Origin of the sequence: Agrobacterium vaccinii (assembly GCF_021310995.1) — a bacterium.
Taxonomy (GTDB): domain Bacteria; phylum Pseudomonadota; class Alphaproteobacteria; order Rhizobiales; family Rhizobiaceae; genus Agrobacterium; species Agrobacterium vaccinii.
The window spans coordinates 105885-129114 of record NZ_CP054151.1; the positions used below are offsets into that span (position 1 = coordinate 105885).

Annotated in this window: 20 protein-coding genes; 15 read left to right on the forward strand and 5 right to left on the reverse strand. The window is 57.6% G+C overall.

All coding sequences use genetic code 11. The features are described 5' to 3' along the window. The first annotated feature begins 224 nt into the window (after positions 1–224). From HRR99_RS15650 to HRR99_RS15685, 8 genes are all read left to right on the forward strand, one after another. On the forward strand, positions 225–1781 hold the full coding sequence (locus HRR99_RS15650; RefSeq protein ID WP_422387334.1) for an ABC transporter substrate-binding protein: 1557 nt from the start codon (positions 225–227) through the stop codon (positions 1779–1781). Positions 1782–1851: 70 nt separating this feature from the next. Then, the gene (locus tag HRR99_RS15655; protein WP_233123638.1) at positions 1852–2817 is read left to right on the forward strand and encodes an ABC transporter permease; all 966 of its coding nucleotides are present in this window, start codon (positions 1852–1854) and stop codon (positions 2815–2817) included. A 13-nt stretch (positions 2818–2830) separates the two neighbouring features. Beyond that, complete coding sequence (locus HRR99_RS15660; protein ID WP_233123639.1) at positions 2831–3784, forward strand: ABC transporter permease; 954 nt, start codon at positions 2831–2833, stop codon at positions 3782–3784. 9 nt (positions 3785–3793) lie between these two features. Beyond that, on the forward strand, positions 3794–4987 hold the full coding sequence (locus HRR99_RS15665) for an amidohydrolase family protein (RefSeq protein ID WP_233123640.1): 1194 nt from the start codon (positions 3794–3796) through the stop codon (positions 4985–4987). Next, complete coding sequence (locus HRR99_RS15670; RefSeq protein ID WP_233123641.1) at positions 4984–6480, forward strand: amidohydrolase family protein; 1497 nt, start codon at positions 4984–4986, stop codon at positions 6478–6480. Before HRR99_RS15665 ends, HRR99_RS15670 begins: the two co-directional genes overlap by 4 nt. After that, positions 6477–7463 (forward strand): ABC transporter ATP-binding protein, encoded by a 987-nt coding sequence (locus HRR99_RS15675; protein ID WP_233123642.1) that lies wholly within the window; start codon positions 6477–6479, stop codon positions 7461–7463. Before HRR99_RS15670 ends, HRR99_RS15675 begins: the two co-directional genes overlap by 4 nt. Further along, the gene (locus HRR99_RS15680; protein ID WP_112500186.1) at positions 7460–8425 is read left to right on the forward strand and encodes an ABC transporter ATP-binding protein; all 966 of its coding nucleotides are present in this window, start codon (positions 7460–7462) and stop codon (positions 8423–8425) included. The genes HRR99_RS15675 and HRR99_RS15680 overlap by 4 nt, the downstream gene beginning before the upstream one ends. 59 nt (positions 8426–8484) lie before the next feature. Then, positions 8485–9678: an amidohydrolase family protein gene (locus HRR99_RS15685; protein ID WP_233123643.1), complete on the forward strand. Its 1194-nt coding sequence runs from the start codon at positions 8485–8487 to the stop codon at positions 9676–9678. 213 nt (positions 9679–9891) lie between these two features. Here the strand turns inward: HRR99_RS15685 and HRR99_RS15690 are convergent, their stop codons facing one another. The 5 genes from HRR99_RS15690 to HRR99_RS15710 form a co-directional block, all read right to left on the reverse strand. Next, positions 9892–11019 (reverse strand): hypothetical protein, encoded by a 1128-nt coding sequence (locus HRR99_RS15690; RefSeq protein ID WP_233123644.1) that lies wholly within the window; start codon positions 11017–11019, stop codon positions 9892–9894. Between the two features lie 337 nt (positions 11020–11356). Beyond that, the gene (locus tag HRR99_RS15695) at positions 11357–13660 is read right to left on the reverse strand and encodes a xanthine dehydrogenase family protein molybdopterin-binding subunit (RefSeq protein ID WP_233123645.1); all 2304 of its coding nucleotides are present in this window, start codon (positions 13658–13660) and stop codon (positions 11357–11359) included. Further along, positions 13657–14646 (reverse strand): FAD binding domain-containing protein, encoded by a 990-nt coding sequence (locus HRR99_RS15700; protein WP_233123646.1) that lies wholly within the window; start codon positions 14644–14646, stop codon positions 13657–13659. The genes HRR99_RS15695 and HRR99_RS15700 overlap by 4 nt, the downstream gene beginning before the upstream one ends. Beyond that, a complete protein-coding gene (locus tag HRR99_RS15705) occupies positions 14643–15176 on the reverse strand; it encodes a 2Fe-2S iron-sulfur cluster-binding protein (protein WP_233124936.1) in 534 nt (177 codons plus the stop codon). Before HRR99_RS15705 ends, HRR99_RS15700 begins: the two co-directional genes overlap by 4 nt. A gap of 142 nt (positions 15177–15318) precedes the next feature. Then, positions 15319–16230: an XdhC family protein gene (locus HRR99_RS15710; protein ID WP_233124937.1), complete on the reverse strand. Its 912-nt coding sequence runs from the start codon at positions 16228–16230 to the stop codon at positions 15319–15321. Between the two features lie 311 nt (positions 16231–16541). Between HRR99_RS15710 and HRR99_RS15715 the strand changes: the two genes are divergently transcribed. The 7 genes from HRR99_RS15715 (at position 16542) to HRR99_RS15745 (ending at position 23209) form a co-directional block, all read left to right on the forward strand. After that, positions 16542–17150, forward strand: coding sequence for a TetR/AcrR family transcriptional regulator (locus HRR99_RS15715; protein WP_233123647.1), 609 nt, complete (start codon positions 16542–16544; stop codon positions 17148–17150). 210 nt (positions 17151–17360) lie between these two features. After that, positions 17361–18197: a transporter substrate-binding domain-containing protein gene (locus tag HRR99_RS15720; RefSeq protein WP_233123648.1), complete on the forward strand. Its 837-nt coding sequence runs from the start codon at positions 17361–17363 to the stop codon at positions 18195–18197. A gap of 23 nt (positions 18198–18220) precedes the next feature. After that, positions 18221–18967, forward strand: a complete 747-nt coding sequence (locus HRR99_RS15725) for an amino acid ABC transporter permease (protein WP_233123649.1) — start codon at positions 18221–18223, stop codon at positions 18965–18967. Further along, positions 18964–19746, forward strand: a complete 783-nt coding sequence (locus HRR99_RS15730) for an amino acid ABC transporter permease (RefSeq protein WP_422387335.1) — start codon at positions 18964–18966, stop codon at positions 19744–19746. The genes HRR99_RS15725 and HRR99_RS15730 overlap by 4 nt, the downstream gene beginning before the upstream one ends. Positions 19747–19758: 12 nt before the next feature. Then, positions 19759–20547, forward strand: a complete 789-nt coding sequence (locus tag HRR99_RS15735) for an amino acid ABC transporter ATP-binding protein (RefSeq protein ID WP_233123650.1) — start codon at positions 19759–19761, stop codon at positions 20545–20547. Positions 20548–20549: 2 nt separating this feature from the next. Continuing rightward, the gene (locus tag HRR99_RS15740) at positions 20550–21890 is read left to right on the forward strand and encodes an MmgE/PrpD family protein (protein ID WP_233123651.1); all 1341 of its coding nucleotides are present in this window, start codon (positions 20550–20552) and stop codon (positions 21888–21890) included. Between the two features lie 14 nt (positions 21891–21904). Further along, positions 21905–23209 (forward strand): LLM class flavin-dependent oxidoreductase, encoded by a 1305-nt coding sequence (locus HRR99_RS15745; RefSeq protein WP_233123652.1) that lies wholly within the window; start codon positions 21905–21907, stop codon positions 23207–23209. Positions 23210–23230 lie beyond the last annotated feature (21 nt).

A 23230-nucleotide genomic window follows, 5' to 3' on the forward strand; every position in this document is an offset into this window, starting at 1 on the left:
TCTGATGCAATTTTGATCATATCTCGCACAATTATTGTACAAAATCCATCCCATTAAATTGCATGCAATTTCTTATTGCGTTTGTATTCATACTGAATTAGCCTCAGCTACAGTTTGCAGAAAAGAGCCGAAAAGCCGTTTGCAACAGCGGGTTTCAATAGCACTCACTCCAATTTAGCGGCCAAGTGTCGGATAAATTGAATGCAATCCGAGGGGATCTAAAAATGCAATTATCCAGAATTTTGATGGCGGGCGCAGCACTGCTGACACTCGCTATGCCCGCATCCGCGACAACTTTGAAATGGGGCGCGTCGCGCGATATCAGCTCGCTTGACCCATACTCCTACGGCGATAGTTTTGCTCTCGGTGTGCTCAATCACTCCTACGAAGGCTTGATGCGATATGACCGCAACTTGAAGCTCGAGCCCGCACTTGCGGTTTCGTATGAAATTGTCTCGCCCACCACTTGGCGCTTCAAACTCCGCGAGGGCGTAAAATTCCACAATGGAGCCGATTTCACGGCAGACGATGTACAGGCATCGCTGGTGCGTGCGACCAACCCCAAGTCACCGCTGCGTGGCAACATTCCGGCCTATAAGGGTTCGCGCGTCATCGATGCACATACCATCGAAATCGATGTATCGGCCAATTATCCGTTGCTGCTGAACGACCTGACGACGATCTATATCTTCGATGCGAGCTGGTTGAAGGATAACAATGCCGAGGCACCGACCGATGTCGGTTCCGGCACTGAGGGCTACGCCACCTACAATGAAAACGGCACCGGCCCCTTCAAAGTGGAAAGCCGCCAGCCGGATGCAAAAACAGTCTTCGTGAAATATGACGGCTGGTGGGACAAGCCTCAGCACAATATCGACCGCATCGAGCTCACGCCGATTGCCTCAAGCGCCACGCGCGTCGCAGCACTTTTGTCCGGCGATATCGACTTTACGGATCAGGCACCGGTGCAGGACTTGCCGCGGCTTGAAGCGGCCTCCGGGCAGGTCAAGCTTCTCGAAGGAACCGACCTTCGCACCGTCATGATCGGCTTCAGCCAGCGTGACCAGTTACTTTCGGGTGCACCCAACCCGATGAAGGACCTGCGCGTTCGCCAGGCCATGCAACTGGCCATCGACCTCAATCTGATCCAGAAACGCGTCATGCGCGGCAAATCCCGCAATGCCGGTGCGCTCGTGGCACCACAGATACCGGGATATGATGCAGCCCTCGACGTACCGGTCAAAGCCGATCCCGAGAAGGCAAAGGCACTTCTCAAGGAGGCAGGCGCTGAAGGTTTTGAGTTCGAATTCAACTGCGCAGACACGTTGGTCAATGAAGAGCAGATGTGCCAGGCCGTTGCGTCCATGTGGTCGCGTGTTGGTCTCAAGCCAAAGCTCGACCAAGGTCCGCGCGCCGTCCAGACACCAAAGCGGTCTGCCGGAAAGGTTGATGTCTACACTCTCGGCTGGGCCACACTGCCCATGCTGGATGCCTACAGCCTGACATCGCAGGTTCTCCACACCAAGGAAGGTTCATTCGGGATTTTCAACTGGGGCGGCTGGTCCGACAAGGAATTCGACAAGGTAACGGAAGCATCGGCGGTTGAACTTGACACGACCAAGCGCCTTGCGCTGGAAGCACAATCGCTGAAGATCGCCAAGGATCACGCGCTGATGATCCCGCTCCATCAGCAGCCGCTGGCTTGGGCCACGAGCGCCAAGATTGCCGATTTCCCGCTGTTTTCGGATAACCTCCCGCGTTTGTGGCTGGTGAAGATGTAATCCGAGCCCCCGCCAAGATTTTCGGCGGGGGACCGTTCCTTTATGTGGGCCAGATCAAGGACACTTCACCATGCTCGCTTTCCTCATCAAGCGGATCGGCAACGCCGTTCTCGTGATGCTGACGGTCGCTTTCTTTGCCTTTCTCATCTTCCGTTTTCTGGGAGATCCCGTCGAGATGATGGTCAACGAAAGCGCGACCCAGGTTGATCGCGACGAATTGCGTGGACGCCTCGGCCTGAACGACGGTTTCCTCGTGCAATATGTTCGCTTTGTCGCCAACGCAGCGCAGGGTGAATTCGGCTTGTCCTGGCGCAATCAGCAGTCCGTGCTGGGTCTTATTGCCGAACGATTTCCTGCCACTTTCGAACTGGTCATCATCGCCACCGTTCTCTCGCTCGCCATCGGCATACCCCTGGGTGTTTTCACGGCCATCGGCCGGGGAAAATGGTGGGCGGAAAGCCTTCAGTTCAGCTCGATCATCGGCGTATCCCTGCCGAGTTTTCTGGTAGGAATTCTCCTGATCCTGATATTTTCCGTCACGCTTGGCTGGTTGCCGGGTTATGGGCGAGGCGACGTGGTGCGGATCGGCTGGTGGTCCACGGGGCTGCTGACACCTTCAGGCCGCGCCGCCGTCATCCTGCCGTCGCTGTCTTTGTCGCTTTTCCAGATTACTCTTGTCATGAGGCTGGTGCGGGCAGAAATGCTGGAGACGTTACGGGCGGATTTTATCAAGTTTGCCCGCGCACGTGGTGTCAAACGCCGCGCCCTGTGGTTTCGCCACGCGCTCAAGAACTGTCTGATGCCCGTCGTTACCTTGACTGCCATGCAGGTGGGCAATCTGATTGCTTTCGCCCTCGTCACGGAAACTGTTTTCCAGTGGCCGGGCATGGGAATGCTGTTCATGCAGGCGGTCACCTTCGTCGATATCCCCGTTATGGCAGCTTATCTGTGCATCGTTTCCTTTATCTTCGTAACGCTGAATACCTTCGTCGATATCGCCTATGCGGTCATCGACCCGCGTCTGCGCGCCGCGTGACAGGAGCATAACCATGACCGCCATCGAACCGACGCACACAACGACCAAACCAACACCATCGCGATTTGCACGGTTGCTGCAATCCGATCTGGGATGGAGCTTTATGCATCATCCATCCGCAATCATTGCCGCAATCATGCTTTTAGGTCTGATCGCATCCGCTTTTCTCGCTCCGCTGTTTACGGTGCAGAACCCCTACGATCTCGCCTCTCTCGATCTGCTGAACGCCGAGATACCACCGATCTGGATGGCTGATGGACAATGGCCCTATATTCTCGGCACCGACGTTCAGGGGCGTGATTTGTTGTCGGCCATCCTTTACGGGTCGCGAGCGTCCATCATCATCGGAGCTGCATCCGTGGCCGTGTCTCTGGTGGTTGGATCAACGCTCGGACTGATTGCCGGCTACCACGGCAAATGGGCAGACAGCCTGCTGATGCGGGCGGGCGATGTACTGCTGTCCATGCCAACGATGCTGATCGCGATTCTCGTATCGGCACTCGCCCGGCAGCTCCTGCCGCCCTATCTGCGTGAAGCAGGCGCATCCGGCGTCATCGTGTTTGCGATTTCGCTCTCCGCATGGGTCCAATATGCGCGGACCGTGCGGGCGCAGACGATGGTCGAGCGCAACAAGGAATATGTGCAGGCCGCAAGGCTCATCCGTGTGCCGACATGGCGCATCATGCTGAAACACATCCTGCCCAACACCACGACACCTCTGCTGGTCACCGCCACGCTGAACTTCGGCCTGGGCATCCTGATTGAGGCGACGTTGTCTTTTCTCGGCGTCGGTATGCCCCCGGAACAACCATCGCTGGGAACGCTGATCCGCATCGGCAATCAGTATCTGTTCTCCGGTCTGTGGTGGATCGTGCTTTTCCCGGGCCTTCAGCTCTGTCTGCTCGTTGTGTCCATCAACGTGCTCGGCGACTGGCTGCGCGACGCCCTTAACCCCAAATTACGCTGAGGCATTTTCATGACCGATCTTCTGATTACCAACGCAAGACCCATGGGTGGCGTGAAGGCCGATATCCTGATCAAGGACGGACGCATTTCTGCAATCGGTGAGAAGCTGGCAGCCGACGGCATTCCCGTCGAGGATGCCGGTGGGCGCATCGCCATTCCCGGTCTGGTCGATGCCCATACCCATCTCGACAAGTCGTTGCTGGGATATCCCTGGTACGTCAACACGGTTGGCCCACGCCTGATCGACAAGATCGACAACGAGCGCGCGGTAAAGCGTGAATATGGCCTCGACGCCCATGTTCAATCCATGCGCCAGTCGTTGCAGTCTGTGGGTTACGGCACGACGCTGATCCGCACCCATGTCGACATCGACACCGACCAGGGTTTGATCGCACTGGAAGGGGTCATGGAAACGCGGCGACAGCTTGCGGGCGTGGTCGAAATTGAAATTGTCGCCTTCCCGCAATCAGGACTGATGCGCAGACCCGGCACCGCCGAACTGCTGGGCAAGGCCATGGAAATGGGGGCCGATCTGGTTGGCGGCCTTGACCCTTGCGGCATGGATCGAGATCCGAAAGGACATCTCGATACGATCTTCGCCATTGCTGAAAAACATGGAAAAGGCATCGATATCCACCTCCACGAAGGCGGCGAACTGGGTGCATTTTCGATGGAGATGATCTTTGAGCGCATCCGCGCCATGGGCATGCAGGGCAAGGTCGCGGTCAGCCATGCTTTCTGCCTTGGCCTTCCGGACTGGAACGTATCACAAGCACTTATCGATACCTGCGCCGAGCTGGATGTGCCCATTTTCACGACGGCACCGCCATCGCGTGAAGTCCCGTCGCTCAAGCGCCTGCATGCTGCGGGTGTTCGCTTCGGTGCCGGGGTCGACGGTTTCCGCGACACATGGGGACCCTATGGTAACGGCGACATGCTGGAACGGGCCATGCTGCTGGGCATGAAGAACAATCTGCGCCGCGATGATGAGCTTGCAATGGCTCTCGATGTCTGCACCACCGGTGGCGCTTTGGCGATGGATCGGCCTGCGCACGCACTTGAGGTGGGCGGTCGTGGTGACGTCGTTCTTGTCGAAGGTGAAAGCGTCGGCGAAGCTATCGTTACACATCAGCCGCGCAAACTCGTCGTCACCGCCGGCAACATCGTTGCGCGCGACGGCGCAAGCCTGAGAGCACGACCATGACGAATGCTGACTGGTCCATGCTCCCTCTCGGCAAACGTCCGCCCGCTCGCTGGGCGCTGGCCGCACGTTACGTGATTGCCGATATGCACGAGGGCAGACGCCTCATCAACGGCGGTGAAGTGGTTATTGAGAATGACCGCATCATCTGGGTAGGGTCCCGTTTCGACGGCGAACTGGCCGCACGTTACGACATGGGTGAAGCCCTCATTGGTCCGGGTTTTGTCGATCTCGATGCCCTCTCCGATCTCGACACGACCGTGCTTGCGATGGACAACCAGCCGGGCTGGAAAAAGGGGCGCGTCTGGCCTTCAGATTACGCAGCAAGAGCCTATGAAATGTATACGCCGGAAGAACTGGCGTTCCAGAAGCGCTACGCTTTTGCCCAGTTACTCCTCAACGGCATCACCTCGGCGCTTCCCATCGCGTCGCTGTTCTATCGCGCGTGGGGCGAAACGGTTGCCGAATTCGAGGCCGCCGCCGTCGCCGCAGAAGAACTCGGCATCCGCGTCTGGCTTGGCCCGGCCTATCGCACAGGCGGCGTCATTCTTGACGAAGCGGGCGCTATGCAGCCGGTGTTTGACGAGGCACGCGGACTTCAAGAGCTTTCCGACGCTGCGGCTTTTGCCAAGAGGGTTCACGGCAACGGCAATGGACTGATATCGGGCATGTTCGCTCCAGACCGTGTCGAAACCTGCACGGAGGAACTGCTGCGTCAGACATTTGCCCATGCCGATGATCTGGATATGCCCGTGCGTTTGCACATGGCGCAGGGCGAAATGGAATTGCAAACCGTCCAGCGCCTGCACGGCACAACCGCTCCGCAATGGCTTGATGGTCTCGGCTTCCTCTCCTCCCGCCTGATCGCACCGCACGCGACAGTGGCGACCGACGACGATCTGCTGCGGTATGCGGCAAACGGCGTCACCGTCGCCCACTGTCCTCTCGTGTCTGCACGGCACGGCTCGTCGCTCAAATCCTTTTCCCGACTGAAAGCAAAAGGCATCCGCATCGGCATGGGGACAGATACGGCACCGCCCGACATGCTGTTGAACATGGCCGTTGGCATGATGGCAAACAGGATTGCGGAAGGGCGCGGTGATGCGGGATCGGCAGCCGAGTTCTATGACGCCGCGACCTTGGCAGGAGCCGACGCCCTGAAGCGCCCTGATCTCGGGCGCCTTGCGCCCGGTGCAAAGGCCGATATCGCCGTGTTCGATATGGCGGACCGGATGATCGCGCCGCGCATCGATCCCATCCAGACACTTGTCTATGGCGCAACTGGTCGCGTCACCCGCGCAACAATCGTCGATGGGCGGATTTCCATGCGTGACGGACAGGTGGCAGGGATCGATCTCGTCGCCGCACGATGCCAGGCACAGCAGCAATTTGACGGTCTGATCGCTCGTTATCCCGAGCGCACCTATGGCCATCCATTGGTGGAGGACATTTTTCCGCCCAGCTATCCTTTCGTTCAGAGTGAGGTGTCGTCATGAACTCTGCAAATGCCTCCCCCGCTCTTGAGGTCAAAGGCCTTTCTGTCGAATTCCCAACCCGCGGGGGCGTTTTGACGGCGTTGTCCGATGTGTCCCTCACGATTGCGCGGGGCGAAATCCTCGGTGTCGTGGGCGAGTCAGGTGCGGGAAAGTCGATGACCGGCATGGCCGTTCTCGGTCTTCTCGAACCGCCCGGCCGCGTCGCTTCCGGCGAAATCCATATCGGTGGCAAACGGACGGACAATCTGAACGATGACGAGATGGAAAACGTGCGGGGCCGCATGGTGGGCGCCATATTTCAAGACCCTTTGACCTCGCTCAATCCCCTGTTTTCCGTGGGTCAGCAACTGATCGAAACCATCCGGCTGCATTCAGACCGAAACCGAGCGCAGGCGCGTCTTCACGGCGTTCACCTGCTGCAACAGGTGGGCATTCCCGGTGCGGAAGAGCGCATCGACCATTATCCGCACCAGTTTTCCGGCGGCATGCGCCAACGCGTCGTCATCGCATTGGCACTTGCCGGAAATCCGCAACTGATCATCGCCGATGAACCGACGACGGCGCTTGATGTCTCGATACAGGCGCAGATTACCAGCCTGCTTCGCAAGCTGTGCCGGGAGCAAGGTGCTGGCGTCATGCTGGTGACCCACGACATGGGCGTCATCGCCGAGACGGCTGACCGCGTCGCGGTGATGTATGCGGGCCGCATTATCGAGATCGGCACCGTTGAAGATGTCATCTCCCGCCCGAAACATCCCTACACGCGCGGCCTGATGGGCTCTATCCCAGCGCTTGGTGCACGTGTCGAGCACCTGACCCAGATAGACGGTGCCATGCCACGACTGAATGCCATTCCGCCCGGCTGCGCCTTCAATCCACGCTGTCGTTCGGTCGGTCCACGCTGTCTCAAAATCCGCCCGGCGCTGATACCCCAGGCACATGGTGCCGTCGCCTGCCTGCTACATGACGGAGGTGTTGCATGAGAAGTTCCCAGAACGCCCTTGAAGTCGACCAGCTAACCCGGGTCTTCGATGTTTCGACGCCCTGGCTGAACAGGATGATCGAGCGCAAGCCGAAACGCTATCTGCATGCCGTGCAGGATGTCACCTTCATTGTCCAGAAAGGCAAGTGCCTGGCACTGGTCGGCGAGTCCGGCTGCGGGAAATCCACCGTGGCACGGCTCGTGACGCGGCTCTACGCCCCGACCGAGGGAGCCATCGTCTTCGCACCGGCCAGCGACGGTAAGCCGATGGAAGCGCAGATGATCTTTCAGGACCCGCATGCAAGCCTCAATCCGCGCTGGCGCGTCGGTGATATCATTGCCGAACCCATCCGAGAATTCGGCCTTCGTGACAGTGCCGAGGCCGTGACCGAGCGCGTGGCCGATCTGCTGAAGATCGTTGGCCTCTCACCCGATGACAGCAGGCGTTATCCGCATGAGTTTTCCGGTGGGCAGCGGCAGCGTATCTCGATTGCCCGCGCACTGGCAAGCGAGCCGGAATTCCTCGTCTGCGACGAACCGACGTCTGCTCTCGATGTCTCGGTGCAAGCGCAAATCCTCAATCTGATGCGCAAGCTTCAAGACGAACTTGGGCTGACCTACCTGTTTATCAGCCACAACCTGGCCGTCGTGCGTCACATGGCAGACCGGATTGCGGTGATGTATCTCGGGCGGATCGTGGAGGAGGCAGATACGGAAGCCCTGTTTGCCAATCCGCAGCACCCCTACACGAAGTTGCTGCTCGAGACGATACCGGATGTGGCTTCCCCCAATCGCGACCGGGCACTGATGGGCGGCGAACCGCCAAGCCCGCTCGATCCGCCGAAAGGCTGCGCCTTTCACCCCCGCTGTCCGCTTGCCTCAGATATTTGCAGCAAGGAAGCCCCGATTTCACGCGAGCGCCAAGGCGGCGGTGTTGTCGCCTGCCATATGGCCCCGCTTTAGCAGACACCCACATTTCGGCGTCAAACACGTCATAAATTGCATGAGGAGTTTTAATAAGCATGACAAAGACTGTCTTCACCAATGCCAGACTGGCAGACGGCGTGCTGCGTGATATCAGTGTAGAGAGTGGGCGGATCACATCCATCGAACCCGCAGGGTCGGATACCGTATCCCCTTCTGTCATCGACATTGCCGGAGATATGCTTGTACCGGGATTTGTCGAAGGACATATCCACCTGGACACAAGCTTCTACGGCGACACGTGGATACCGCATCGCCCCTGTACCAATGGTTTCGACGTGCATGAGCGAGTCGCATTTCAGGCGGAAAACATGGCTATCGCTGCACCGATGGACAAACGCGCCCGAGACCAACTCGATCTCTGCATCGGTAATGGAACGCTGCATATGCGCAGCCATGTAATGGTGGATGGCTCAGTCGGTTTGAAATCGCTGGAAACCATTCTGGCAGTCCGCGAGGACTACAAGGATCTGATCGACATTCAGTTGGTCGCTTTTCCCCAGAGCGGCATCCTTAAAAGTCCGGGCACGCCGGAACTGCTGGATGAAGCGATCAAACTCGGCGCAGACCTCGTCGGTGGTCTTGACCCCGCAAGCTTCGACCGCGACGTAAACGGCCATCTCGATGTGGTGTTCGGCGTTGCAGAAAAACACGGCGTGGACATAGACATTCACCTCCACGATGCCGGAAGCATGGGTGCTTTCACCATCGAGGAGATTTGCGCACGAACGGTCGCGCTCGGCATGCAGGGCCATGTCGCCATCAGCCACGCCTACGGACTTGGCGACTTGGCCCCTGATGCCGCCCGCAAGATTGCCGCGACGATCGCCAGAAGCGGCGTATCGATCATGACAAACGCGCCCGGCAACCACACTTTTCCGTCCGTTGCCCTGCTGCGCAGCGAAGGCGTTACCGTCTTCAGCGGCAGCGACAACATTCGCGATTCCTGGTGGCCCTATGGCAACGGCGACATGCTGCACCGCGCCGAAATCATCGGCTACCGCTCCGGCTTCTACACAGACGACGAATTGAACGCTGCATTCGACATCGTCACAAGCGAAGGCGCAAAGGCTCTTCGCTTAAAAGACTACGGTGTTCACGTTGGCGCGAAAGCCGACTTCGTAACATTTGCAGCCACCTGCATCCCCGAAGCAGTCGTCTCATTTCCTAGAAATCGAAGTGTCTTTAAAGGCGGGCATATGGTGGCAAAAGGAAACGCAGTCTTCCGCTAGTACCCTAACATCTAAACGCGCAGAATAATGTGCTGCGGGAGGGGCGGGTCATCAAAGACTTCAGATCAGCTCCTCAGCATCTGCAAGGCGGTAACAAATTCGGCAGGCCGTAATGCAGCACCCTGACGATTATTTGTTGCCGCACCATCCCTCTTTATATCGATAAGGTTGCGCATCTTTTTAGACCGCGTTCCATGCGCAGAACGCGGCTGATCAGAGCGGTACGCCGAGTACCGCTGATCGCACGAGATCGTATGCTGTCATACCAGGAAGACGGGAGAAGAAGTCGTTACGACGTGCGGTCTCGACCCAAGTGGACCATTCGCTGATCACAGCCAGCTCGTTGTCCTTCCACACCACGGTCGCATCGATGACACCGATATCCTCGCCCGTCAGGTTTTTAACGGCAAAACGGAACTCGCGGTTGGCAAGCTCAGCTTCCGAGAGGGCCGGGTTTTCGTTGGTGTGGAGGATCACCGGCGCAGCAGCATCCGGCGTCTGCTTGACGAAGTAGTTTTTGATGATTTCGGCACCCGTCTTTTCCAAATCTGGCTTTTCCGCCATGGGCAGCACGATAAGCCAGATCAGGCCGACAGCGCGATCATCGCTGCGACGGATCATGTGCAACTCAGCCGGCAATGGCCCTTGAAAGTCGTTGATCGGGATTTCCCAGCCAAGCGGGATTTGAAGGTCAATATTGCGTTCGCCGATCCGCAGGGGAATGGGCTGCATGTCGTCGCCAAAATTTGCCTGCTTGCCGTCGGAGAATTGAAAATTTTTGAGAAACGCGATTGAATAGCCGTCAAGCTCGGTCAAAGCCTTTTTGGCCGCCTCCGGCGTCGGTTCACCAATGACTTCAACGACAAAGTGAATTGCCAGCGCATTTTTCCCTTTTGCAAAACAGTGGCTTAGGATAGCGGCCTTCGGCTTGCCGTTGTCGCTCTGCGTAGCGAAGACCTTTGCTTCAGTTAGATCTGGGGATGCGAATGTGGAACGAGGCGTGTAACCGTCCAACTCGGCCTCGAACTTACATATCCGCAACGCCGCAGGTGGGCTACGAAGGTCATAGGCCATGATGGTCGTCTCGACCCGTTGGCCATCGGCACCGGGCGTTACCTTTCCGACGATCTTCACCCTGCCGATTGAACCGGGCTCCGCATCCTCCATTGTCACCGTCTCGACCGTGGCATTGTCTGGCACCTCAGTCTCGAAATTCAGGCTGGGATTATTGAATTCGAAAACATGTTTTTTCCACGCGCCTTCTGCGGCACTCGCTTCACCAAAGACGGAGAAAAGAGAAATCAGCGCGAAAAGGAAGAGCATGACTTGCGGATAAGGCATCAGGATTTCCTATGAAGATGCAGACGACCTCGACGTCATGGAAACGAAAAAAATGTCAGCCAAATCAATGACAGAAAACAACCAAACAGCCAACTTCAGATTGTGCCATTTTTTCCATGTTGTATAATCTCGGCACCCAATTGCAGTCCTAATTTGAAGGAGATTACCCCTCCCATCCACGTTTTCTGCTGTGCGCTGACTTTGCGAGCACTCTACCGCCAGCCAAAGTCACCTAGGGCGGCGAAAACAGCGTTTCCTGCTTAGACGGAAACGCTGCTCTAGCCGAAGCTACTGCTCACCTCTTCAGCCAGGCTGACACGGGAAACACCACGTTGGTTCAGCCAAGCTTCTCCAGCACTTTGTCGAGAGTAAGAGGCAGATTGCGGATGCGGACGCCGGTTGCATTGTAGACGGCGTTGGCAATCGCCGCTCCCACTCCCGTAATGCCGATTTCGCCGATGCCGCGTGCGCCCATGGGGGCCTGCGGGTCGGGCTTGTTGGTATAGAGAATGTCGATGGGCGGGACATCCATCTGCACTGGCACGTGGTAGTCAGCTAGAGAGGCGTTGACGACGCGGCCCGTCCTCTCGTCGAAGTTGGTTTCCTCCGTCAGGGCAAGGCCGATGCCCATGATGATGCCGCCCTTGAACTGGCTGGCGGCCATCTTGGCATTCAATATCTGCCCGGCATCGAAAGAGCCGAGGAACCGCGACACGCGCGTTTCACCGGTAACGACGCTAACCCGCACTTCGCAGAACTGGGCGCCATAGGAGTGCATAGAAAATGCCTCCATTTCTGCCGGTGGTGGTGCATCTGCTTCGCAGACCAGTTCTTCACGCCCTGCCCTGCGCAATATGGACTGATAGCTTTCGAAGCGGCTTTTGTCGTCCACATGTCCAAGGCCATTATCTCTCGGCTCGACTTCGCCGAGGGAAAGCCCGGCGAGTGGCGAGTCGTTGCCAGCAAGCTTTATCAACTCCTCGACAAAGACCTCCGTTGCCGCGATGACGGCACCGCCAATCGAGGCGGTTTGTGTCGAGCCACCGGCGATGACGCCGCGCGGCAGCTTGCTGTCCCCATACTCGAAGGTGACATGGTCGAGCGGCACGCCCAGCCGCACAGCAATGTGTTGGGCTTGAGCCGTCGCCGTTCCCATGCCCATGTCATGCACGGCGGTGGAGACCGTCACATGCCCCTCTGCCGTCAGCTTGATCCTCGCCGCACCACCTGGAAAGCGATGGTAAGGATAAGTTGCTGTCGCACAGCCCATGCCGATAAGCCATTCTCCCTCGCGTCTCTGGCGTGGGGTCTGGCTTCGGCGATCCCAGCCGAATTGCTCCGCACCCTTTTCATAGGCCTCGATGAGGTATCGTGATGAAAACGGTTTACCGGTCGTCGGGTCCTTTTCCGGTTCGATACGGCGGCGCAGTTCGATGGGGTCCATTGCCAGCTTGTCTGCCAATTCATCCAGCGCACATTCCAATGCGAAGGTGCCGACGGATTCACCGGGTGCCCGCATGAAAGTGTTTACCAGCATGTCCATGTCTGCGACATCCTGCGCCAAGCGGAAGGTCTTGGCGGCATAAAGGTGCTTGGCTGGAAAAGTGAACTGTTCCGGGCAGGAATTGTGCAGTGTCATCGCTGCCGTACCCGTGTGGATCAGCGCATCCAGCGTGCCATCGGATTTGGCTCCGAGCGCCACTCGCTGCTCGGTCACCGTGCGACCACCCACAATACGGAACACGCCTTCGCGTGAGAGCATGATCCGCACCGGTCGTCCTGCCAGCTTGGATGCAGCGCAAGCGAGGATTTGGTGGTCCCAAAGACATTTTCCGCCAAAACCACCGCCGACATAGGGCGAGGTCACATGGACATTGTCCATCTCAAGATCGAAGATATCGGCAAGCTGGCCTTTCGTCAGGTCCAGCAACTGGCTGGCATCATGAACGCGCAGTTCGTCTCCGGTCCAGGCAACGGTTGCCGCATGTAACTCGATGGCATTGTGATTGTGTCGCGGCGTGCGGTAGATGACATCGACCTTGACCTCGGCATTGGCGAGCGCTGTCTCGGCGTCGCCGATCTCCACTATAGGCGGTTGCCCGAGCAGGTTGTCCAATTGCCGTGGTGTTTTCTTTGCCTCATCGAAAGAGGTTACCGCTGGCAGCATCGCATATTCCGCTTTGATAAGCGAAGCGGCATAATCGGCCTGTTCCTGCGTTTCCGCCAGAACAAGCGCAATCGGCTGGCCGTTCCAATGGATTTCGTCGTTCTGCATGATCGGGAGATCGCTGGCACCTGCCGCTGTCGGCGATGACATCATCAATGACGGCGCCTTCATGCGGGGGGCATTTTTGTAGGTCATGACGAGAATGACACCGGGTGCCGCCTCTGCCGTCTTCACATGCAGATCGGTGATGCGACCCCGCGCAATGGTGCTGAAGGCAAGCGCCGCATAGCTAAGGTTCTCATAGGGAAACTCCGCTGCAAAACGCGTCTTGCCCTGAACTTTCATCGGGCCATCGATGCGGGATACGGGCTGTCCAAGCGTACCGTGCTTGCGCAGCATCGGGTCAGCCGTAATGGCGGGCTGCCAGCGGCCGGTCTTCCCTGCCTCTGGTAGTGTCTGGGTTTCGGCGCTCATGCGTTTTCTCCCTTCAATTCTTCAAGAACGGCAACGATGGTTCGTTTCGCCAGTTCGACTTTGAATGCGTTGTCACGCAGGCCTACGGCATCCGCGAGTTCCGCTTCGGCAGCGGCGCGAAAACTGTCAGCATCCGCTTTTTGACCTTTCAAGGCAGCCTCGGCTTTCAGTGCTCTCCAGGGTTTGTGCGCAACACCGCCAAGCGCCAGCCTGACATCGCGCACGACACCGGCATCGTCCACGTCCAGTGCTGCGGCGACGGAAATGAGGGCGAACGCGTAGCTCGCGCGATCCCGCACTTTTCGGTACGCAGACCGCCGCGCAAGGGCGAGCGGCGGAATTTCAACTGCCGTGATGAGTTCGTCCGGCTGCAACTCGCTCTCCACATCGGGGCGATCACCGGGTAGGCGGTGAAGGTCACGCAAGGGCATGCTGCGGGTGCCCGTCGGTCCTTGGAGGTGAACGACAGCATCCAGAGCGACGAGAGCGACGCACAGGTCGGACGGGTGAGTCGCCACACAGCTTTCGGACGCGCCGAGGATTGCGTGGTAGCGGTTGAAACCTTCCAGCGCATCACAGCCCGCATGCGGCTTACGTTTGTTGCAGCGAGCGGCGTTGTCGTAAAAATATCGACAGCGGGTCCGTTGTAGTATGTTGCCGCCGACAGTCGCCACATTACGGATTTGCGCACTCGCTCCGGCCAAAATCGAGCGGGATAGAAGCGGGAAATTCGCCCTGATGGCATCATGCGCTGCAAGTGCCGTGTTTGTCACACCGGCACCGATCAGCAGACTTCCATCGGCGCGCTGCTCAATGGTACCGGGCAGATGCGAGATATCGACCAAAGTTTCCGGCTGTTCGACGGTTTCGCGCATGAGATCAACGAGATTTGTGCCGCCTCCCAGATATTTCGCTGCAGGGCCTGCCTGTTTAAGCGCGATGGCGGACGCGGCATCTGATGCTTGATGATAGGAGAAAATATTCATGCCCGTGCCCTCTCTTCTGTCGGCACTGCCGTCTGCTGTGCCAGGGTTTCTGAAATGGCTTCGACAATGCCGTTATAGGCTCCGCATCGACAGAGATTGCCGCTCATACGCTCGCGGATTTCCGTATCGTTGACCGGAATGCTGTCCGCTGAAAGATCGCTGGTGACGACGCTCGGGATGTTGCGTTCGATCTCGCCTGCCATCCCGATGGCGGAACAGAGTTGCCCGGGCGTGCAATAGCCACACTGAAAGCCATCATGATCGATGAAGGCTTTCTGCAAGGCATTCAGATTGCCATTGGCCGCAAGCCCTTCGACTGTAGTGATGCTGCGCCCCTGATATTGGACCGCGAGCGCCAGACAAGAGTTGATGCGCTCACCATCGACAAGGACGGTGCAGGCGCCACAAGCGCCTTGGTCACACCCCTTTTTCGTCCCCGTAAAACCAAGGGAGTTGCGCATGAGGTCGAGCAGAGAGGTGCGGATATCAGCCTCTACGTCGATTGCAGTTCCGTTGATGGTAAAATGCATATGCATCTCCTTTGTCCAAAACGCATTGGCGATGGCGCGCACGCAAAGTCATGACGTGCGTGCGCGTTCACTGAATTCTTTGAAGGTATGCGTGCGCGACCGTCGCACCATGTCGATGCGGCAGGTCAGATTTTGCGGTAGGCTAGCCTGACGCGAGGGCGGACTGGCGACAGGCTGCGATATCGGCGATAACTGAAAGGGCCAAAGTCTGGGCATCTCTCGCTTTTTCGAACAGGCCAATCGGTGCCTTGATCCGGGCGATGGCCTCATTAGAATGGCCGCTTTGTCGAAGCCGCTCCACGCGTTTTTGGTGAGTTCGGGCACTGCCAAGGGCACCGATGTAAAACGGTCGCGATTTCAACGCCGCTTCAAGCATGGGCATTTCCAGGTCGAGATCGTGTTGAAGCAGAGCGACCGCCGTATCATTATCGGTCAACGAAACATCAAAAGCACCGACCGTGCCATGGTCGTGAACGACGACGTCGTAGCCCGCAGCCTTTGCGACATGTGCAGCCGTTTCGACTTCGAGTGAGCGCCCAGACAAGAGAACGCGGACGGCGGGTCGGTAGGACGTTATGAAGATATCGTCATTCCAACCGGCTTTACCAATGACGCTACCGAGTGACAGGCGCTGGCTGTGTGGAGCATAGGAAAGCCATCCAGTCTGCCGATTTTTGACAAGCGCGACCACGGAACAGAGCGGCGTCACATCTCGAACGAGATGGACGGCAACGGTGATGCCACCGCCACATGGCAGGACGATATCGAAGAAGGGCGACCCCTCCCCCAGCATCACGAAACGGTCGTCACCTTTAACCATCGCCTGCAAGGCCTCAGCGGCGATAGCTGCCTCCGTGCAACCGCCTGATACGTAGCCGCAGTAGCAACCGTTATCGGCAACGGCCATTTGCGCTCCGAGCGGACGTGATGAGCCTCCTCGGATTTCCACCAATGTGCAAAGCGCCACCTTGTGACCGGACATCATGGATTCTATTGCGAAATTCAAAACGTCGAGCGCGTTGTCTGTCGAGAAGGCCTTTTCCGGCACGGGCATTTCTGGAGATGTGCCAGCACCAAAGACATGGAACTGCCGGGCGTCGACTTTGTTATGCAGGTTGAGATTGCCGGTTTCAGTCATGATAGGCTCCTGCGCCGTGACGCCCTGATTGAACGCCTAATCTTTCGGAATGTGGGTTGGTTCCCGAACCCGGAACATTCATTTGCACCGCCACGCTCTTTCGGCATGACATTCACCACGGACCTGCACTAAAGATTAGGCGGCGCCACACATAAACGGAGGCGCCTCCGTTTAATCTAGTGACTTGCGATCATTCGTCAAGCTTTTTCGCGTGGAGTGAAATAAAAGTGCCTACGGAGCGACCACAACCATCATCCAAGCAGCCTCCATTACGGGCAGATGCACGCCGTAATCGGGAAAAGCTGCTGGAGGTCGCGGTTCTGGCATTTTCGGAAAACGGTGCGGCTACTTCGCTGGAAGACATTGCCCGGCGCGCGGGCGTCGGCATTGGTACACTCTACCGCCATTTTCCAACGCGAGAACATCTGGTCGAAAACGTCTATCGTCGCGAACTGGAACTTCTGGCGACCACGGCAGCCGAGCTGATGTCGCAGGAAAAAGCGGATATTGCGCTTGCAGAATGGATGGACCGCTTCGTCAGCTACATGGCGGCCAAACGCGGCATGGCCAGCAGCCTAAAATTGCTGTTCACATCCAATTCCACGCTTTTCAACGAAGGCTCCACGCTTCTGCACCAGACATTCGGCCAACTCCTGAAAAACGCTATCGATGCTGGCGCCATCAAGGGCGACATAGAGCCCGCAGATGTGCTGAACGCACTCTTCGGCATATATTCGATCCCGGAAGGACCGGACTGGCGCGAGCGAGCGCACAGAATTGTCCGCCTCGTCATGGACGGATTGCGGCTTCCAACGGCACCAGAACTATCGAAGTGAGACGAAAATGGTGTTGCGCTCGCTGGAGATTGCCCAAGTGGGAACGTGCCTGCTGAGTAGGCTAACACGTCGCTGACGATGGTAGAATATATCGACTGCTATTCCGCCTGAATACGATATTCTATTCCGTTTTCAGCGCCGCTCGTGGAGATTCTTTCCTCGCTGCTATTAAAGCGTTTCTCTATGTTCGCCTGAAACAAGGAGCCATAGATGTTTGCCAGAGCCATAACCAAAGTTATTTTCGGACTTTCGATTTCGCTCGCTACACTGGCGAGTACTCAGGCTTCAGCAGACGCTACGCTGGATCGGATCAAAGGCCGTGGGAAGCTGACTGTCGGCGTTATTCTTTCTGGTGCACCTTTTGGCTTTATCGATCCCAAGTCGCAGGAGCAGAAGGGTTACAATGTTGACCTCGCAAAAGCGCTGGCTACCGATCTCGGTGTGGAGCTGGAAACAGTGACAGTAACACCTCCGAACCGGGTACAATTTCTGCAGCAGGGCAAAGTCGATATCCTCATTGCCAACATGCAGTACACCGACGAGCGTGCAAAAATTCTCGATTACGTGCCGACACCTTATGACCGTGCCGGTGGCGCTGCCGTTGTGCGCAAAGATAGCGGGTTGAAGGACTGGGCTGATCTAAAGGGTAAGCCGGTCTGCATCTCGCAGGGTTCGAACTACGCCCAGCCGTTGGCCGAAGAATATGGAGCCATCGTCAAGGCGCTCCCAAGCCAGCCGGAATCGCTGCTTGCGCTTCAGGGCGGCAACTGCGTTGCTGCCGTGCATGTCGGGGCGACTGTCGGCTTGCTGCTTGTCGACCGCGCCGACGAACGGAAAGACTATGCTATTCCGTTCCCAACAGAGTTGATCCCATCCGATTCCGTGATCTGGCTCCGTAAGGATGAAAACGACACCAAGACTGCACTCGATAACGCCGTGAAGAAGCTGCACAAATCGGGCAAATTGCTTGAGATGGCAAAGGCGAACCGCTTGCTCAATACCAAGTATCTGGAAGAAGAGAACAAAAAGCTTTCTGCCGCGCAATGAGCGGAGACCAGCGGTAAATCCTTATGAATGATATAGATCTTACCAGCCTGTTTGTCGATCTGACGAGCAGGCTGGGTCTCAATTATGAATTTCTGGCGACGGGTTACGAGGCGCAAATCTGGCGAGATGGTTTCATCACCACGCTTTATCTGGTCGCCATCACCATTCCCGTTAGTCTGATTTTCGGATTGATGTTTGCAGCCTGCCTGACCTCAGGCAGGCTTTGGCTGTCTGCGCCGGTGCGTGCGTTCGTGGAGCTAACGCGCAATACACCGACACTCGTGCAGCTCATGTTCAGCTTTCTTGTGCTGAACACATTTGTCTCCAACCTGTTTGGCGGCGCGCAGAACAATCCGCTGTCTCCCTTCTTCTGGGTGGTTGCCGTGGTTGGGCTGCATGTTGCGGCCTTGCATGCGGAAGCCATCCGTGGCGGCATTGAGGCTGTACCATCATCGATGATCGAGGCGGCGCGCGGCATGGGGTTCAGCCAGTTCGAAATCCTGCGTTACGTACAGATACCGCTCGCGTTTCGCGCGTCCCTGCCAGCCATCGTCAACGGGCTCATCAGCCTAGTCAAATCGACAACAGTGGGCAATGCCATTGCCGTCAGCGAAATCACCTATGCGTCGATCATGGTGTGGACGCAGCGCGACAATGTGGTCGAACTGATGATCGTCCTTCTGGCGTTTTTCAGCCTGATCAATTTTCTGATCGCCCGCGCCGGTTCTTGGGCAGAGCGTAAGCTCGCCATTCCGGGGTACGGCCTATGAACATGAAACCGACCCAAGCACCCAAGGCAAGCAGCCGAATTCTGCGCTACGCGGGTTTTGTCGCCATGCCGTTGCTGGTTGTCGTATGGTCTCTCGTCGACCTGACGCTTGGTAAGGAATTGCTGGATTGGATTCCCTACCTCGCCTCCGGCTTTGCGATGAATATCGTGATCGCACTCTGCGCGATTACGATCGGGACCACGGCTGGCGTTCTACTCGGCCTCATGCAACTGGCACCTTATTGGTTCATTCGCTGGCCAGCGGCAATATACGTCCAGATTTTTCGCAATGCACCGGCGCTCGTGCTGATCTTTGCCACCACCTATATCTTTCCCTTTGAGATCGTGCTGTTCGGCAACTATCTGCCTTTCCCGGACTGGATCAAGGCGGTGATCGGTCTTGCTATTCTTGCCAGCGCCTACATTGCAGAAATCACTCGTGGTGCCGTCGTCTCCATACCGACGACGCAGTGGGAGGCGAGCAAAGGACTGGGCTTTTCCCGCATGCAGGCCCTTCGCTTCGTCATCCTGCCGCAATGCGTGCGCCGTTCGCTGCCGCCATGGATGAACGTCGCCTCTTCGATTGCCATGGGGACATCGCTGGCATCCCTTGTTGGCGTCCACGAGTTGATGCATGCCGCGACCGATGCCAGCACCGCAGTACGCAGGCTTGATTTCACCATCATCGCCTATGTCGTGGTGATGGCCGCGTTTTTCACGCTCTGCTACCCGATCGCCCGGCTTACCCGCCGCCTCGAACAGCGCTTCAACGCGGGCTGAAGGATTTTAAAGATGACTGTATCCACCGATACCGCGATCGTGAAACTGGAAGACGTGCATCTGTCTTTCGGGAATACACAGGTGCTCAAGGGCATAGATCTCACTGTCAACAAAGGCGACGCCGTTTCGATCATCGGCCCCTCAGGCTCTGGGAAGTCTACCCTGCTTCGCTGTATCAATGCCCTGGCTATGCCGCAAAGCGGTAAGATTACCGTCGCGGGCACACGGGTCGATGAGCTAACGAAGGAGAGCGAGCGCATCGAACTACGCAAGCGGGTGGGCATCGTCTTTCAGCAGTACAATCTGTTTCCGCATCTGACCGTTCTCGACAATATCGTGCTTGCGCCGACGCGCATTCTCGGCGCCAACCGCACGGCAACCGAGAAACTTGCGCGCGAATTGCTGGAAAAAGTCCGATTGTCGGAAAAAGCTGACGCCTATCCTGGCCAGCTTTCTGGTGGCCAGCAGCAGCGCGTGGCGATCGCCCGCGCACTTGCCATGAAGCCGGAACTCGTCCTGTTCGATGAGGTGACGTCTGCGCTCGACCCTGAAACCGTCGGCGAGGTTCTGTGGGTGATACGGGACCTCATCCGCGATGGCATGACCAGCATACTCGTGACCCACGAAATGCGTTTCGCCGAAGAGATCAGCGACACGGTGGTGTTTACCGAAAACGGTCGCGTCGTCGCTCACGGTTCACCAAAGGAGATATTCCACGATTCCGACAATCCGCGCATTCGCCAATTTGTCGGAGGCTTGTCGGGCGCCCGTGCCTTGATCCGTGACGGTGAAGGTATCTGACCATGGCCAACACCACATTTACAACCACCTTTGCCAAGGCAATTGTAACATCTGATCCGAGTAAGGATCACGTTGCAATAGATGCCGCGCGCACGGCGATAATAGATTTTCTCGCATGCATGATCGCGGGCGCCAATGACCGCACAACGGGTGTTCTGGCCGGTGTCATTGGCGCCGATTTGCCGGGAAAAGCGATTATCGTCGGTCGCGCCGAACAAACGGACCCTCTGGTCGCAGCAGTGCTAAACGGCTATGCGGGTCATGTGCTTGATTATGACGATGTGCACGCGAGCGTGCGTGGCCATCCGACAACGGTGATCGTTCCAGCGCTGCTCGCACTTGCCGCAGAACGGACTTTCAGTGCGGAGGCTTTCATTGCATCCTACATCGTCGGGCTGGAAGCCATGGCGCGGTTGGGGCTTTCCCTGGGCTCCAAACACTACGAAAATGGATTTCACGCTACCGCGACGCTTGGGCCTGTGGGAGTAGCTGCCGCGATCTGTCACCTCACCGGTGCATCGGTGGAAAAGACAGCTATCGCGCTTGGCCTAGCCTCAACGCAAGCCGCTGGACTGCGCTTGCAATTCGGTTTCGACGCAAAGCCTTATCATGCGGGCATGGCCGCACGATCCGGCCTGCTCGCGGCGCGATTGGCCGCGGCTGGTTTCGGTGGCGCACCTGACTTTCTCGACAATCCGGTCAACTTCTATTCTGCCTATGCCTTCGGTGCAGGACAGCCGGAATTGACGATCGAAAACTGGGGGCAGCCATGGCAGATCGTCTCGCCCGGCCTCACGCTGAAAGCCTATCCCTGCTGCACAGCAAGCCATCCCGTCGCTTCGCTGGGTATAGAGCTTCACCGTGAAGGCCTGGCAGCCGAGCAGGTAGACACGATCACCTTCACCTATCCGCCCGGGGCCGATGCAGCCCTCGTGGTAACGAAGCCGAGCAATGGCATCGAAGCACGGTTCAGCCCGGAATATGTCTTCTCCGCAGCCTTGCTCGACGGCGCTTTGCGGCTTGACCATTTCGACGAACGGCCGGTGGACGAGCGCATCATGGCGCTCGCCAGTCGTGCCAGCCGCCAACATGATAGGTCAGCACCGCGCATGTCGAGCGATCCAACCACGCGGTTCGTCGTGCTGGATATCGCTATGAACGACGGTAGTACAATCAATCGCCGCTTCGATGGCCTGCCCGGCGTCACAGATCCAACAGAAAAATTCCACGACGCAACCGCTGGCAACCAGGCCTTTGTGGATATTCCAGACCTTGTCCGCAGCATGAGAAGCGAGGCAGATTTTGCCCGGCTTCTTTCGCTGCTCAATCAGAACTTCGTTTGACGAGAGATTTTATCATGAGTGCCAAAAGAGAAATCCATCTGGGTCTGTTCCTTCAGGGTGCGGGCCATCACGTTTCCGGCTGGCGTCACCCGAAAGCGGAAGCAGGCAGCGAAAACTTCGATCTGCTGCGCCGCGTTTCGCAAATGGCCGAGCAGGCGAAGTTCGATATGGTGTTTCTGGCGGACGGCCTGACCAGCGGCGTGGACGCCCACCCTTCGACCATCGCCCGTTTCGAACCTCTGACATTGCTTGCCGCACTGGCGCTGGTCACCGAAAAGATCGGTCTTGCCGCCACGTCCTCCACCACCTATGGCGAGCCCTATCACACGGCGCGCTCCTTCTCCTCGATCGACCATCTGAGCCATGGCCGTGCCGCCTGGAACATCGTGACGACTTCTTACGCCCGCACAGCCAACAACTTCTCAAAATCGCATCCCGAGCATGACGAGCGTTACGCTGTTGCAGAGGAGTTCGTGAATGTCGTGCGCGGTCTGTGGGACAGTTGGGACGATGACGGCTTCATCAAGGACAAGCAAAACGGTGTCTATGCCGATCCCAATAAGGTGCATATGCTGGACCACGAGGGCAAATATTATTCGGTCAAAGGTCCGCTCAACATTCCGCGTTCACCACAGGGTCATCCGATCCTGATTCAGGCCGGCTCTTCCGGCCCCGGTCAGGATTTGGCCGCTCGTACGGCGGACGTGGTGTTTACCGCTCAGCAAAGCCTCGCCGAAGCCCAGGCCTTCTACAAGAGCCTGAAATCCCGTGTCGAAAAGTTCGGTCGCCACCCCGATGAAGTCGCCGTCATGCCGGGCTTCCTGCCGGTCGTCGGTCGCACCTCTAAAGAAGCTGCGGAAAAGCTCGCCGAGCTCGACCAGTGGACAGAGCTGAAAAGCGCCATGCCGCTTCTCGAAGAGCGCATTGGCCACAGCCTTGCCGACTACGATCCCGATGGTCCTCTGCCAGAGTTGCCGATTTCCGACCAACTGCGCAGTCGCGCCGAACTCTTGACCGCTCTGGCACGCCGGGAGAACCTGACAATCCGCCAGTTGGCTTTGCGTGTCGCCGCCGGTCGCGGCCACCACATCGTCCTCGGCACGCCAGTCGAAATTGCCGACCGCATGCAGGAATGGTTCGAAGGCCGCGCCGCCGACGGCTTCAACGTCATGCCACCGTTTTTCCCGGAAGGGCTAGAGGATTTCACGCAACTTGTCGTGCCGATCCTTCAGGAAAGGGGTCTGTTCCGCACAGAATATCAGGGGTCAACGCTGCGAGATCACCTGGGTCTCGCGCGCCCTGCCCTTCCGCCGAGTTAACTTGTGATTGCGATACGCATT